15 protein-coding genes are annotated in these 15,131 nt (G+C 36.3%); 13 read left to right on the top strand and 2 right to left on the bottom strand.

The genetic code is table 11. The features are described 5' to 3' along the window. Positions 1-2 precede the first annotated feature (2 nt). From ACN5L8_RS05415 to ACN5L8_RS05405, 3 genes are read left to right on the top strand one after another with little or no spacing between them, the layout of a single operon-like run. Entirely contained in the window at positions 3-1,040 is a 1,038-nt protein-coding gene (locus ACN5L8_RS05415) for an SAM-dependent methyltransferase (protein WP_115361067.1), read from the top strand. 12 nt (positions 1,041-1,052) lie between these two features. Continuing rightward, positions 1,053-1,745, top strand: a complete 693-nt coding sequence (locus ACN5L8_RS05410; protein WP_419172521.1) for a fatty acid desaturase — start codon at positions 1,053-1,055, stop codon at positions 1,743-1,745. Next, positions 1,738-2,205, top strand: a complete 468-nt coding sequence (locus ACN5L8_RS05405; protein WP_419172520.1) for a chalcone isomerase family protein — start codon at positions 1,738-1,740, stop codon at positions 2,203-2,205. Before ACN5L8_RS05410 ends, ACN5L8_RS05405 begins: the two co-directional genes overlap by 8 nt. A 9-nt stretch (positions 2,206-2,214) precedes the next feature. On the opposite strand, the gene ACN5L8_RS05400 is transcribed toward ACN5L8_RS05405, so the two are convergent. Further along, entirely contained in the window at positions 2,215-3,099 is an 885-nt protein-coding gene (locus ACN5L8_RS05400; RefSeq protein WP_419172519.1) for a hypothetical protein, read from the bottom strand. Between the two features lie 525 nt (positions 3,100-3,624). On the opposite strand from ACN5L8_RS05400, the gene rimK reads away from it, so the two are divergent. From rimK to ahpF, 10 genes are all read left to right on the top strand, one after another. After that, positions 3,625-4,518, top strand: a complete 894-nt coding sequence (gene rimK / locus ACN5L8_RS05395) for a 30S ribosomal protein S6--L-glutamate ligase (RefSeq protein ID WP_115361060.1) — start codon at positions 3,625-3,627, stop codon at positions 4,516-4,518. Next, the gene (locus tag ACN5L8_RS05390) at positions 4,519-5,535 is read left to right on the top strand and encodes a succinylglutamate desuccinylase/aspartoacylase family protein (RefSeq protein ID WP_419172518.1); all 1,017 of its coding nucleotides are present in this window, start codon (positions 4,519-4,521) and stop codon (positions 5,533-5,535) included. Positions 5,536-5,553: 18 nt separating this feature from the next. After that, on the top strand, positions 5,554-6,147 hold the full coding sequence (locus tag ACN5L8_RS05385; protein ID WP_419172517.1) for a class I SAM-dependent DNA methyltransferase: 594 nt from the start codon (positions 5,554-5,556) through the stop codon (positions 6,145-6,147). Positions 6,148-6,152: 5 nt separating this feature from the next. Beyond that, the gene (gene mtnP, locus ACN5L8_RS05380) at positions 6,153-6,989 is read left to right on the top strand and encodes an S-methyl-5'-thioadenosine phosphorylase (RefSeq protein ID WP_115361054.1); all 837 of its coding nucleotides are present in this window, start codon (positions 6,153-6,155) and stop codon (positions 6,987-6,989) included. A gap of 92 nt (positions 6,990-7,081) precedes the next feature. Next, on the top strand, positions 7,082-9,373 hold the full coding sequence (locus ACN5L8_RS05375; RefSeq protein ID WP_419172516.1) for a PEP/pyruvate-binding domain-containing protein: 2,292 nt from the start codon (positions 7,082-7,084) through the stop codon (positions 9,371-9,373). Further along, complete coding sequence (locus ACN5L8_RS05370) at positions 9,327-10,745, top strand: PQQ-binding-like beta-propeller repeat protein (protein ID WP_419172515.1); 1,419 nt, start codon at positions 9,327-9,329, stop codon at positions 10,743-10,745. Before ACN5L8_RS05375 ends, ACN5L8_RS05370 begins: the two co-directional genes overlap by 47 nt. A gap of 355 nt (positions 10,746-11,100) precedes the next feature. Next, entirely contained in the window at positions 11,101-11,670 is a 570-nt protein-coding gene (locus ACN5L8_RS05365) for a manganese efflux pump MntP family protein (RefSeq protein WP_419172514.1), read from the top strand. Between the two features lie 70 nt (positions 11,671-11,740). Continuing rightward, complete coding sequence (locus ACN5L8_RS05360) at positions 11,741-12,367, top strand: carbonic anhydrase (RefSeq protein ID WP_115361046.1); 627 nt, start codon at positions 11,741-11,743, stop codon at positions 12,365-12,367. Between the two features lie 196 nt (positions 12,368-12,563). Then, positions 12,564-13,130: an alkyl hydroperoxide reductase subunit C gene (ahpC, locus tag ACN5L8_RS05355; RefSeq protein ID WP_115361044.1), complete on the top strand. Its 567-nt coding sequence runs from the start codon at positions 12,564-12,566 to the stop codon at positions 13,128-13,130. Between the two features lie 72 nt (positions 13,131-13,202). Then, complete coding sequence (gene ahpF / locus ACN5L8_RS05350) at positions 13,203-14,753, top strand: alkyl hydroperoxide reductase subunit F (RefSeq protein ID WP_419172513.1); 1,551 nt, start codon at positions 13,203-13,205, stop codon at positions 14,751-14,753. An 85-nt stretch (positions 14,754-14,838) separates the two neighbouring features. Here the strand turns inward: ahpF and ACN5L8_RS05345 are convergent, their stop codons facing one another. Continuing rightward, a complete protein-coding gene (locus ACN5L8_RS05345) occupies positions 14,839-15,024 on the bottom strand; it encodes a hypothetical protein (RefSeq protein ID WP_115361040.1) in 186 nt (61 codons plus the stop codon). Positions 15,025-15,131 lie beyond the last annotated feature (107 nt).

The raw sequence follows: 15,131 nt of genomic DNA, 5'->3' as shown, positions 1-15,131 counted from the left end.
ATATGTCATTTTTAATGAATGCTGCTGAAAGAGGTTATATTCCTGATCCGTTAATTCGTGTCGGAATTAGAAAGCTAATTAAGCAAAGACAAGACGAAATTTATGAGAACTTCAGTTTTCATCGAGATGGCATCTTAGGTGAGCTTAATTCATCTGTTATCGCTCAAGATACAGACAAGGCCAATGAGCAACATTATGAGTTACCAGCTGGTTTCTTTGAGTTAGTTCTTGGTAAGAATTTAAAGTATTCAAGTTCTCTTTTTGAAAGAGGAGTAAAGACTCTTGATGAAGCAGAAGAAGCGATGCTTGAACTTTATTGTAAAAGAGCGCAGCTTGAAGATGGAATGGATATTCTTGAACTTGGCTGTGGATGGGGTTCTTTAACTCTATATCTAGCAAAAAAGTATCCGAATTCAAAAGTTACGGCCATTTCAAATTCATCGTCTCAACGTGAATTTATTGAATCGAAAGCAAAGAGTCGTGGGCTTAGTAATTTAAAGATATTAACGCAAGATATGAATACTTTTAGTATCGATAAGCAATTTGATCGTATTGTTTCAATTGAAATGTTTGAGCATATGAGAAATTATAATGTTCTTTTTGAAAAGGTTGCTAGTTGGCTAAAGGATGATGGTAAGGTCTTCATTCATATCTTCTGTCATAAGAGTGCTTCATACTTTTTTGAAACTGAGGGCGATGATAACTGGATGGGGAAGTATTTCTTCACTGGTGGCGTCATGCCAAGTTTTGACCTTTTTGAAAGAGTGCAAGATTCACTTTCTTTAGAAGAGAAGTGGAAAGTAAATGGTAAGCATTATCAAGAAACTTCAGAAGCTTGGTTTAAAAATATGGATAAACATGAAAAAGCTCTCATGAATGTTCTTGCTGATACTTATGGAGCAGAAGATGCAAAATTATGGTTTGAAAGATGGAAAATCTTCTTTGCCTCTTGTGCTGAACTTTTTGGTCATAATAATGGAGATGAGTGGTTTGTTGGCCACTTCTTATTCAATAAGAAATTAGTTAGGGCCTCAGAGTAAAACGGAGCTAGTATGTATTTTGCGATAGGATTTCTATTTATTCATTGGTATTTATCGTTATTTTGCCAGTCATTTTACTTGCATCGCTATATTTCTCACGATCAATGTAAGATGTCGCGTGGTTGGGATCGATTCTTTTTGATACTCACGATCTTATCGCAAGGTCCAAGCTTTCTTCGCCCTCAACATTACAAAACTTTACATATGCAGCATCATATTCATTCGGATCTAGAGGGAGACCCTCATTCTCCTGTTGTTAGTAAGAATATTGTCGATATGATGTTACATACATACCGTAAGTACATGAGTGTAAAAACGCAACGTGAAACTTTTCCCAAAATTGTTGCTATTGCTGACTCTATTCCCGTCAGATCTCTCTTTGTTGTGTTTTACACACTCATGTACTTACTTTTTACAGATTCTCTTTGGTTTTTACTTCTTGTTCCTATCCATAGTTTACTTGGTCCAATACACGGGGCCATTGTGAATTGGTGTGGCCATAAGTACGGTTATCGAAACCATGATCTCGATGATCATTCAAAGAATACTTTAATTATAGATTTCCTTATGATGGGTGAGTTATATCAAAATAATCATCATGCTAAAGAAAATAGTATAAACTTTGCGACTAATTCATTTGAGCTAGACTTTACTTATCTCACTTTAATTCCATTGAGGAAAATAGGAGTCATTCAATATGAATAAGTTATTAATATTAGTTTTATTATTTCCTATGCTTGTAATGGCCAAAATGGATAAGGACTTTAAGCTCGTTGGAGAAGGTGTTCTTTCATATTACTTCTGGGATGTTTATAAAGTTAGTTATTTTAAAAGTATTGTCTCAGATGATGAATTAATTAAGATTACTTACTTAAGAGATGTAGAGCGTAAACATTCTCAAGCTGGTTGGGATGAATCACTAGGTAAACTTAAAGGCGTTGAGAAACAGCTGGAATGGTTAAAGAATAATGCTGTTGATGTTAAAGAAGGCGATGTATTGGCGATTTATAAACTAAACGGTTCAGATGTTATTATTCAAAAGAATGGAGAAACCATTTCTTCTAAGAAAGATGATAAGAAGTTATTCTCAATTGTGCATTCTCCATGGATTGGCCCACAAAGTGTTGATGAGGATTTAAAAGAGAAGTTGATAAAAGGGAACTAGTCTTCCCTTTTAACTATTCTTCTTTAATTCGTTAAAATAAATATCTTTATTTGTTGTAAAGTTTATATCATCACCATAATCATCAGTTAAGCGACTCAGAAAATTATCTAGTTTGTGAAAGTTCTCTTGGGCAGTTTCCTGGTGAGAATTAATAACTAAATACATATCTTCATTGGCATTATAGTGATCAGTTATTGCTGCAAGGTGATCATCAATAGTCTGCTCTTTCCAATAATCAATGGCCCCTAGGTTATTAGGAATTTCAAAAAGACTTCCGCAGAAGTTTTGAAGATAATATGGACGAGATAGAACATTCAATTCTCCCCAAATGAGGGAAATATAGCGTTGGAGATTGTCTCCTTCCCAAGAGCTTCCATTCAGTAGGTTGTAATTTGTTGCAGAACTTTCAATTGGTATACCTGTTTCAACAAGTGCTTCCCAGACTCTTTCATCAGACATCCATCCGCCAGCTCTAAAAGAATGAATAGCATCAAATCCGTTACTCTTTAATTTCTCTAGTGAATATTGGATCATGGCCTTTACTTCATCTTTGTTATAGGCAACAAGCATTACTTCCTGACCATTCATGTCGCCAGCATTATAATCACCGTATTTGCTAAAGCATGGCGCCATTCTTGGCATAACACCTGCCGCTTGCACAAAGTGGCGAGGAGTATGGAGATGTAGACCAATTTCATCGTCTTGAGAGATAACAGACTTCATTGTTTTGTTGATATCCATATTTTCAAGACGTTTATTGGTGTAATAAGCGGCATTCTTGTAATGAACAATTGGTGCATTCCATTTTTGTTTGAACTGACTAATGGCCGAAAGGTTCTTATGCTCTAAAGAAATACCTTCCCAGTCCATGCTAATAATAAGATTGATCGCCATACAAATACCTACCAATACCTTTAGAGTTTTAAGATTTCGCAGTCCTATTTGTATGAAAAGGGAAGTTTTGTAAACCAAAATTGTAAAATGAATAAAAATTTTTATTTTATTTTCAGGTGAATATTTGACCATGAAAAAAGTAAAAAGATTTTATCTAATAAAAGTGTCTAAAAATGAGGAGGAGAGAGAGAGGTTTGTTATTCATAAGAAATTAGTGGTTTTGTATGTAAATTTTAATCCTTGCTATGATTAAGATCATGCTTTAGTGAGGTGAAACCCGCAAGATTATTTTTTCTGATTTAATAATCGTAAGATATAAACGTAAAGTTAAGAAAATCTTAATTTTCTTGTCCTGTGGCGTTAAGTCATCTTATCTAATCTATGGTATATATATTTAGAGATGTGGTTTTTGAATATGGAGCTTGTTGAGTCTAGTTAAATTTTTTTAACTTTTCTATTTACTTAAAAGAGAATTTTCAGAGTAAAATCACTGTAAAATTGAATGTAATCATTTATGGAGAAATTATGAATATTGTTATTTTATCTTCAAATAAGAACCTCTACTCAACTAAGAGACTGGTAGAGGAAGCAAAGAAAAAAGGTCATAAGATTGAAGTTGTTCATCCAAGTGATTGCTTTGTTGATGTAACCTCTGGCTCACCAATGGTTCATTATAAGAAGAGAAAGCTAAGTAATGTTGATGCTGTAATTCCACGTATTGGTGCTAGTATTAGTGCCTATGGAATGGCCATTGTTCGTCAATTTGAAATGATGGGAGTTTATTGTTTGAACTCTTCAAATGCTATCGGACGCTCAAGAGATAAGCTACGCTCAATGCAGATCCTTTCACATAAGGAATTACCACTTCCTAAAACAAGTTTTGCAAAAACAACTCAACAAACAGATAAGTTAATTGAGTTAGTTGGTGGGGCGCCTCTTGTTGTTAAACTTCTTGAAGGCTCTCAGGGGCGAGGTGTTCTTCTTGGAGAAACTCATAAAGCTTCAGAAAGCTTAATAGATGCCTTTAGAGTGTTACATGCAAACTTCCTTGTTCAAGAATTTGTTAAAGATGCAAAAGGTGCAGATATTCGCTGTTTTGTTGTAGGGGATAAGGTTATCGCTACCATGATGAGACAGGCAAAAGAAGGAGAGTTTCGTTCTAATATTCACCGTGGTGGTGTTGGGATAAAAGTTAAAATTACTCCCGAAGAAAGAAAAGTTGCAGTGGCGGCAGCAAAGGCCATGAAGTTAAATATGGCCGGAGTTGATATTATACGCTCAGGCAGTGGACCAAAGATATTAGAGGTTAACTCATCTCCAGGTCTTGAAGGAATTGAGGGAACTAATGAGAAGAATATTGCCGTTAAAATAATTGAATATATTGAGAAGAATTTTGAAAGTGTAAAAAAGGATATTTGATTGAAGAGTTCTTTATTTGATTTAGATATTGAAGATTACGAAATCGGCTATCCACGTCTGGACTTTGTGGATTTTCCATCATTTTATGGACTTCAAAAAGTTAAGGCTCCAGTCTACGTTTATCGGGCGACTAAAGAAGTTTCTCCTTGTGTGGTTGTCACCGCCTGTATGCATGGAGATGAAATTAATGGACTTCGTACGGCCCAGCTTCTTATGAAGAAAAAGATGAAGCTCTTAAAGGGGACTTTAATTGTTCTTCCTACTGTCAATATCTATGGTTTCTTAAATAAGCACCGTTACCTTCCGGATCGAAAAGATATTAATCGCTGCTTTCCTGGTAAGAATAAAGGGAACTTTGGATCTCGCTTTGCTGACTTTATCTTTAGGAATGTTACTCGCTATGGTGATGTTTTTATTGATCTACATTCTGGCGGTGCTGGCCGCTTTAATATACCTCAAATCCGTTGTGATTTGAGTACTCCTGGAATGCACGAACTCGTCGAAAATGTGAGTATACCACTTGTTGTAAATAGTGCTTTACGTGATGGCTCACTTAGAGAAGCAATCAGCGAATTAGGTAAACCATGTATCGTTTTTGAAGGAGGGGAAGGCCTTAGGATTGATGAAACTATAGCCAAATACGGTCTAAATCTTATAAAAAGTGTTCTTCACCAATATGGGATGATTAAGGCCAAGAAAGAGTTTATTGGTGAAAAGTTTATAATTAAAAAAAGAAGATGGATGCGTGCTTCACGAGGAGGGCTTCTTTTAAATAAAGCAAAGTATGGAAAGATTGTAAAAGAGGGTGAAGTCGTTGGTGAGCTTAGGCAAATGTCTGGGGACCTTATTACTAAGATTCGAATGGAACACGATGGAGTTATTCTAGGAATGAGTACTTCTTCTCTTGTCATGGCCGGAGACGCTCTTTATCATATCGGTTTTCTAGATGATTATAACCCTGATGATCTTGCAGATGATGAAGGGGAGTTATCTGATTACTTTGACTTTGAATCATAAAATCAATTGGAGTTTAATATGTCTCATTTTAATCATGCTGCAAATACATGGGATTCAGAAGATAAAATTAAGTTAATGGGAGAGTTAGCGCAAAAAACTCTTCAGGTTTTAAATATTTCAAAAGAAGTGGATATCCTAGACTTTGGATGTGGTACTGGACTTTTTGGCCTTGAATTCATAAATATCGCAAAAAGTATAACAGGGGTTGATACTTCACACGGTATGCTTGAAGTCTTTAACAAGAAGACAAGTGACCAAGATCATATTCGTTCGATAAATATTGATTTAGAAAAAGATGACTTAGATGAAAAGTTTGACCTCATTATAAGTTCAATGACTTTTCATCACCTTGATTCTCCAGATAAAATGACTCTTAAACTTGCTTCAATGTTAAGAGATGGGGGGAAGATGGCCATTGTGGATCTTGAGACTGAAGACGGTAGTTTCCATCCCGACCCTAAAGCAATGGGTGTAAAGCACTTCGGCTTTTCAAATGAAGAAATTGTTGGATGGGCCGATGCTGCTGGTTTAAATGTTGAGATTACAACTATTAATACACGAACTAAGAATTTAAAGAAGTATAATCAATTCTTAGCAGTATTTTATAAGTAGGATATATGAAATTAGGAATTATTGGTGGAAGTGGGGTTTATGACCTCGATATTTTAGAGGAAGTTGAATCTCTAGAAATACAGACTCCATTTGGGGAACCTAGTAGTAAGATAAAAAAACTCAAGGTTTCTGATTACGAATTCTTCTTTGTCACAAGACATGGTGTAGGACACCATATTTCTCCTTCTGATATAAATTATCGTGCCAATATTTTTGCTCTTAAGAAGTTAGGAGTGACTCATATAATCTCAATCTCAGCTGTAGGGTCATTAAAAGAAGAAGTCGCTCCAGGTGACTTTTTTATGCCAGATCAATTTATTGATTGGACCAAAGGACTACGCAAAAGAAGCTTCTTTGAAGATGGGATTGTGGGACATGTCTCTGTTGCACAACCAATCTCGCTAGAGCTTGTCGAATCGATCAAATCTGTTCAAAACAAAGTTGATACAAACTTTCACTTTGGTGGCAGCTATATTTGTATCGAAGGACCTCAATACTCAAGTCGTGCCGAAAGTGAACTCTATCGTAGCTTTGGTGCCAGTGTCATTGGAATGACTAATGTTCCTGAAAGCTATCTCTCAGTAGAGGCAGGGATTGCTTATGCGACAGTAGCACTTGTAACTGATTACGATTGTTGGAAAGATGAAGCTTGCTCACTAGAAGAGATCACAGCAGTCATTAATAAGAATGTGTCTAATGTAAAAGAGCTATTAAAGCACTTAATACCTAAGATTTATCAGGATAAGAAAAGCTCTGAAAAGGCCAATCTTAACGCAGTGGTAACTGACAAGAGCTTAAGAACAAAAGAGCAACAGGAAATCTTAGATATTCTCTTAAATTAATTTCTTTCTGTTCTGTTATTATTGTTTTTCATGATATACATCATGTCTTCTTTGACTCTTAAACGATATAAGTTTATTGAGAGGATGGACCGATGTTATATTATTTTGAAAATTTACCTGAAGACAAAACACAAGTAGGTGGAAAAGCCTATATGCTTGCCATGATGGCACAGATGAATATTCCTGTTCCTAATGGAATTATCTTGGATGCAATGCCATCAGATAGAGAATTAGAGGAAGTTTATCAATTTGCTAAAGATGGAGAATACTCTTTGGCAGTTAGAAGTTCTGCTACAGGGGAAGACTCGAAAGAGAATAGTTTTGCTGGCCAGAATTCCACATTCCTCTATGTCGATAATGATATTGATTTAAAAAGAGCGATTACTGACTGCTTTAACTCAATTAATAAAGAATCTTCAAAAGCCTATCGCCAACATTTCTTAGGAAGCTCTAAAGAAGTCCCAATGAACGTTGTTATTCAGCGTATGATTGACCCATCTTTTTCAGGAGTTTATTTTTCAAAAGACCCAAGAGGGAAGTTTGAGTCTTGGATGCTTGAATATATTGATGGAGTCGGCGAAGATCTTGTTTCTGGGAAAAGAACTCCCACAATCTTGAGTGAGTCTCAAAGAGTAAGCCCAGATATAACTTCTGAACAAATTGATGAAATTATTCGTTGTGCAAAACTTGTGGAAGATAAGTATCAGGATGATTTTGATATTGAATGGGCCATTGATAAAAAGGGGATTGTCTATCTTCTTCAAGCAAGGCCAATTACAGCAAAAGCTTCAATTTCAAATCTTAAGAGAATTGGCCATGAGGAGCTTGAAAGATTAGAGTCAATTTATCCTCAAGAGACAGTCTGGGATGGACAGACATTTGCAGAATGGACAACAGCGCCAACAACATTAACAACTGAGATTTGGGCAAATTCATTTAAGAAGGATCAGGCATTCGATAAGGCCTTGCAAGAGCTTGGTTATGTCGGCTTCAGTAAAGATGAGTGTTTAATGGATGAGGTCTTTGGACGAAGTTATATTAACCTTTCAAAGCTTGGGCAAATGTATTTTGGTCCAATCCCTTATACAATAGAGCCAATTCCTAGGCCGCATTTAAAATTTCATTTTTCAAAAGTTACTCCACACATTCTTATGAAGACACCTCAGACAATGTGGAGAATGTTGAAGGTTGGCCTCTCAATCAATACACATAGAAAAGAAGTTATTAATGATGCAACGAAGGCATTAGTGGATATTTCTGTTATTAATAAAAGGCCATATGATAGTAAGATCTATCAAGATTGGACATTGGAAGATCTATTAAGTCGCTTCTCAAAAGAGTCATCACTTTTTAGTGAGAGAACTTTGGTATGGCCTTATATCTTGATCTCATTAACAGAGACAACAATTCAAACCTTAATATCTCTTTTAAAAAGTATCTATACTCCTCAAGAGGCAGATCACTTAATTAAGAGATGGTCTGGAGCAGGAATAAATTCAGAAACATTTAAAATGGGACTCTACTTTAAAAAAGCATGTGCAAAGCCCAATGCTCGTCATAACTTTCTTGCTCGCTATGGTCATCGTGGTCCGGGAGAGCTCGATCTCAGTGCTAAGAGATGGGCAGAGATTGGTGATGATGCATTCTATGATTATCCCTTAGAGAAGTATGTAAAAGAAAAAAATAATCATACATTAGATGATGTTGAAGCCGAAATTATGGCAATGAAGTCATTTAAAAAGACTTTAATCTTAGAAGAGTGGAAGATTTTAAAGGATCTCTTAGAGCTAAGAGAGAAGTGGAAAATGGCGATTTTAAAACCTTATGCCCATATTCGATATCTTTGTTTAGAAATCGCACGTCGATATAAATTAGATGACTTAAATGATATCTTTTATCTTCATATCCATGAGATAAAGAATTTTAAAAGTAGTTACTTAAGCCTTATCATAGAAAGAAAGCATAAGATTGAAATGTTTCGAAACTTCAATTTTTCAACAGTTACTTCTTTAAGAGAAATAAAGTCTGTTATTGATGGTAATGAAGAAGCTTCTTCAAACAATCTGGTCGGAGAAGGACTATCTTCAGGAATGGTTAGGGGCAAGGTTGTTGTCATCAATAATCCTTCAAATTGGAAAGAGATTGAATGGCCTGAAAATGCAATTGTCGTCGCTCAATCAACTGATCCAGGATGGACACCAGTTTTCACTAAAGCAAGTGGGATCATTGTTGAGCGTGGTGGTGTTCTGTCACATTGTGCAATTGTTGCCAGAGAAATGGGAATTCCTGCTGTAAGTGGAATTAAACAATGTCATATTAAATTTAAAGGTGGAGAGGATGTTTTCGTTGATGGAAATTCTGGAAGTATTAAACTCATGCAATAACAACTTTTGTAGTGACTATAGTTACTCTATTGTTCCAACGGTATTGTTACCCTTAGCTTTTCTAAGTACAGGAATTACTGTTGTTGCAACATTTATTGCAGGGCTCTTTGGGGTAAAGCTTAAGGCCGAAGGGCCAAAAAAGCTTCTTGAGGTTTTACTAAAGCCTAAGGTGTTAATCTCTGCAATGATTTTTAATCTTCTTATCTACGGTGGAATGGAAGCCTATCAATATATAAAGCATGGGCCGGTACCTCTATTTATTCAAGATACTTTTAATAGTGATATCACTTATAAGAAAGACCCAATAAATGTTGATCCTGAAAATTTTATTTGGCAACAAGTTGTACCTGAAGGAATCTTTGCTTCCGGTACTGTTGTCGATGGAGAGCTTTTTGTTGGATCTAATGAAGGTAATCTCTTTGTTTTGGATATAGAAACTGGGGCCATAAAGAATAAGATTTTCTTTGGTAAGTTTCTGTCGCCAACTCCTGTCTATTTTAAAGGCTTCTTATATTTTGGCGAAGGGCTTCATGCTTCTCATCATATGAGGGTTTATAAATTTAATCCTAAGACAAAGAAGGTTGTAGGCTCTTTTAAAACTAAGGGACATACAGAGATTCTTCCTGTCATTCACACAATTGAAGGAAAGGACTATCTTTTTCAAACAGCTGGTGGGGATGGCCTCTATGCAATTGATCCTGAAACAATGAAAGAAATCTGGCATTTTGAAGGTGGCCATATGGATGCCTTTGTTCTTTTAAAAGATAATGCCGTTTATGTTGCAAGTGGTGTTCCTGAAGAAGATCTTGGGAAGGCCAGACCTTTTGCTTATAAAATTGATGCCAAGAGCGGAAAGCAAATTTGGCGTGAAGAGCTATCTCTTTCAAGTTGGTATGGACCTGTTGCAACACGTGAGAATATTTGCTTTATTCAAGGTGAACTTCATGTGAAGTCAGAGCTTGGTGGACTTGTATGCTTTAATTCATTAGGGGGCAGAATTAGTTCTGTTGAAATTGATTCACCAGTAATTGGAAAGCCTTTAGTCTTTGATGATATTGTTGTCTTTAATGATTTTGATGGACGTGTCTATGCTTGGAATAGCGTAACTTCCGAACTTAAATGGAAATATGAGAGTCGCAAGAAGAAGCTCGGTTATAACTACTCATCAATGAAATACGACGGAGAGAAGCTGATCTTTATTGATCGCCTTGGAAAGATATCTTACTTAGATCTTAATGATGGAAGCCTTATCAAATCCCGCCTCTTTTCTGAAGGTGAGAAGCCTGAGAATATCTTTGCGGATACTCTAATTTTAGATAAGGGACATATTGTCTTTGGGATGAAGGGAAGTATTAAATATTTTAAAAATTAGTGATAAATACAGGACATAAGCTTTCTTAGGTTATCACCCGTTGAGTTTTGAAGAGGCCCAAAGTGGTTATAAGACCAGCCTGCATAGAAGTGTGGGCTGACACATCTCCTATTCGACTCTTTTAACTTCCCTGATTCAGTATTATTTGGGTGAGTGAACTTCTTTGTTTGCGTAACTTAACTCGTCATCATTAAAGTAAGAGTCAACGCTTTCAAAGGATGCAAAAGTACTAAATGAGAGTATGAGGATTAAGTATTTCATTGATATGACAATATTAAAGAAATACCATTTAGGACAGTAGCGTGAAAAAAAGAATAATCATTGTCTAGCTTATCAAACAGTATTATAAGTACTTATGATTAATTATTTTGAAGTTGTAGTTATTGGGCTTGTCCTTTGTGCGGATTCTTTCTCTGCTGCTGTCGCAATGGGAGCTCGTCCTCATAAGTTTAGTGATTCGATAAAGTTTGCTTTTTCTTCCGGTGGTGCGGAAGCGCTAGTTGCATTCTTAGGTGCCATTGCTGGTGCGAAAGTTATTGCACAATTTGATTATATTGATCATTGGATATCGTTTGGACTCTTAACTGCTGTTGCCATTCATATGGCCTATGAAGGTTATGAAGAATTGAGTGGTAAGCACGAACATGAGGAAGAAAAACCAAAGGAATTCCACAGTATTTTTAAAGTAATACTCGTTTCATTTGCTACAAGTCTTGACGCCTTTGCTGTTGGTGTGACAATTGGTGCATCAGGAAAGGTGCTAACTCCATATATTATCTCCATCGGTGGATGGGCATTTTGTTCAACAATTGTTGGAATGAGCATTGCAAAACGTGCTTCAGATAAGCTTGGGCCTATTTTTAGCATTATTGCAGCAATTATTCTTCAAAGTCTGGCGGTTAAGTTCCTTCTAGAGGGGTTATAACTAAAAGCGTAATTGGCAAATTCATTAGATTCACATATTATTTATCGAATATAATCAAATAGGTGAATTAATGGATATCAAAAATATCTTCAAAAATAATAAAGAGTGGGTGAAGGCAAAGCTTAACGAGGATGAGAAATTCTTTGAAAAGTTAGGTGCGGGGCAAAATCCGAATTATCTTTATATCGGATGCTCAGATAGTCGAGTAACTGCTGAAGAAGTTATGGGGGCCGGCCCTGGAGAGGTTTTTGTTCATCGTAATATTGCCAATATGGTTATAAGTATTGATCTAAACGTCATGAGTGTTCTAAACTACGCTGTTGAACATCTTAAAGTTGACCATATCATCGTTTGCGGGCATTACGGATGTGGTGGAGTAAAGGCAGCAATGGAAAGCCAAGACCTTGGTATTCTTAATCCATGGCTTAGAAATATCAGAGATGTATATCGCACTCACAAAACTGAACTCAATAATATTAAAGACGAGGATAAGCGATATGAGCGCCTTGTTGAGCTAAATGTTCAGGAACAATGTATCAATGCCATAAAGACTGCTGCTGTTCAAAAAGCAAACCGTGAAAGAGGGCTTAAGGTCTATGGTTGGGTTTTTGATGTTCATTCAGGTGAGCTCAAGGATCTGAACATTGACTTTGATAAGATTCTTAGTGAAATCATGGAGATATATCATCTCGACTAACCGCGTCTCACTTATTTAGAGCAATATGGCCGACTTATTTTTTGATGCGACACATAAGCAAGATCTATTGTAGTTATCGTTCTTGATAGGTGAAATCTATCACATATTAGACAATTAATATTAGAGAATTTCTTGATTTATTGCCATAATTCTAAACAAGAATTAAACACTGAAAACTTTTATAAAGGAGATGCAAGTGCAAACTTTAATCAACACAAAAGTACAAGATTTTTCTGTACAAGCTTACGTAAACGATGACTTTAAAACAGTTACAGCAAAAGACCTAGAAGGAAAATGGTCGATCCTTTTCTTCTATCCTGCTGACTTTACTTTCGTATGTCCAACTGAACTAGGTGACATGGCAGATAAGTACGAAGAATTCCAAAAAATGGGTGTAGAAGTTTACTCTGTATCAACAGATACTCACTTCACTCACAAAGCATGGCATGATGCTTCTGAAACAATCAAGAAGATCAAGTACCCAATGCTTGCAGACCCAACTGGTCAATTAACTAGAGCATTTGGTGTTCATATTGAAGAAGAAGGTCTTGCTTATAGAGGGACTTTCCTAATCAACCCAGCTGGTGAAATTAAGCTTGCTGAAGTTCAAGACAACGGAATTGGACGTAACGCTGATGAACTAATGAGAAAAGTTCAAGCTGCTCAATTTATTGCTGAGCACCCAGATGAAGTTTGTCCAGCTAAGTGGAAGCCAGGTTCGGAAACACTTAAGCCAGGTCTAGACCTTGTAGGTAAAATCTAGGAATTATTCTTATACAGAATACTAGATATATAGGGGGGCTTCGTGCCCCCTTTTTTGAAGAAGGAGAACAAAATGTTAGATAACGCAATCATTGAACAATTAAAATCAGTCTATGCTAATTTAGAAAGTGAGATTGGACTTGTGTACAGTGAATCTAGCAATTCAAAGCAACAAGAGCTTGTAGAGATGCTAGAGAGCATCGCAGGTACTTCTCCTAAAATAAGTACAAAGTCGAGTGGGGAGACTTATGATTACCCACATTTTGAAATCGAAGTTAATGGGAAGGCAAATGGAATTAAATTTTCAGGGATCCCTGGAGGACATGAGTTTACCTCTTTAATCCTGGCCATTTTAAATAGTGATCTAAAAGGGAAGCTCCCTGATGATATGATCATTAATCGAATAAAAGCTCTTAAAGGATCAATAGATCTTAAGACATATATTTCTCTTTCATGTGAAAACTGTCCTGATATTGTTCAGGCCTTAAACTTAATGGCCATTTATAAGGAAGATTTTACTCATGAAATGATTGATGGTGAATTCGTCCAAGACGAAATTAAGGAGTTGAAAATTCAAGGTGTACCAAGTGTTATTCACGATAAAGACCTTGTACATTCTGGTAAGTCATCACTTGTTGATCTCCTTGAGAAATTAGAAGAGCGCTTTGGCAAAGATGAGAGCTCAACTTCAAATGAAACTAAGGATCTTGGAGAGTATGATGTCATTGTTATTGGTGGTGGACCTGCTGGTGCGTCTTCTGCTGTTTATACAGCAAGAAAAGGCCTAAAGACTGCCATTATCACTGATCGTGTTGGTGGTCAGATGCAAGATACTAAGGGAATCGAAAATTTTATTTCTGTTCCATATACTGAAGGCCCTGAGCTTTCAGCTGCACTTGGAAAACATGTTTCAGAATACGATATTAAGCTACTAGAACATCGTCGTGTTGATAATATTGAAAATGGAGAGCTTAAGACTTTATTTTTAAATAGTGGTGAAGTGGTTAAAACAAAGTCTCTTATTATTGCAACGGGTGCTAAGTGGCGCGAGCTAGGAGTTGAAGGAGAAAAAGACTATCTAGGACGTGGTGTTGCTTATTGCCCTCACTGTGATGGACCTTATTATAAAGGCAAGGATGTAAGTGTAATCGGTGGCGGAAACTCTGGAGTTGAAGCAGCGATCGATCTTGCTGGAATTGTTAAGTCTGTAACGGTTGTGGAGTTTGCTCCTGAGTTAAAGGCCGACCAAGTTTTAATTGATAAGTTAGAGTCACTAAAGAATGTAACAATTATTAAAAATGCTCGAACAGATAAAGTTATTGGAGACGGTGAAAAGGTTGTGGCCCTTGAGTATGAGGACCGTGATTCTGGAGATATTAAAAAGATTGATCTCGATGGAGTTTTTGTCCAAATTGGGCTCGTTCCAAATACCGCTTTCTTAGGTGATCTTGTGGAAAAAAATAAATTTGGTGAAATTATTGTGACTGATAAATGTCGCACGAATCAAGAAAGAATTTATGCGGCAGGTGATGTTACAACTGTTCCGTATAAGCAAATTATTATTTCAATGGGTGAGGGGGCCAAGGCCGGACTTACTGCATTTGAAGATTTAATGCTGTCATAAAAACGCATCTCTCTCTCGCGTTTTTTGTCATAAGGAAGGCCTCTTAGTTGAGGCCTTTTTTTATACTGTAATTTATTTGATTATTTTAAGAACCACATCCAATGCAATCAACAAAACTATCAACAGGTTTTACACCTTCAAGTTTCATTTTTATGTTGTGGATACGCCCACGAATATCCATGTCATCCATCATATTTCCAGTCAGTTGTGACTCAAGAGATTTGATTTCAGCAAGTAATTCTTCTTTCATTTGTGGCGATAATTGACTCATTAATTCTCCCTATAGATATGTGTGTTGTGTGAATTAAATTATCTATTATTTAGGGAAAATAAGCAACTTATCAGGAGTTTGTATTCAATAGTTATTTTCTATTAGGA

The sequence above is a fragment of the Halobacteriovorax sp. genome, from assembly GCF_048381875.1.
GTDB classification, from domain to species: domain Bacteria; phylum Bdellovibrionota; class Bacteriovoracia; order Bacteriovoracales; family Bacteriovoracaceae; genus Halobacteriovorax_A; species Halobacteriovorax_A vibrionivorans.
Note: the sequence above shows the minus strand (reverse complement) of the source record. Positions and strands in the feature narration are given on the sequence as shown.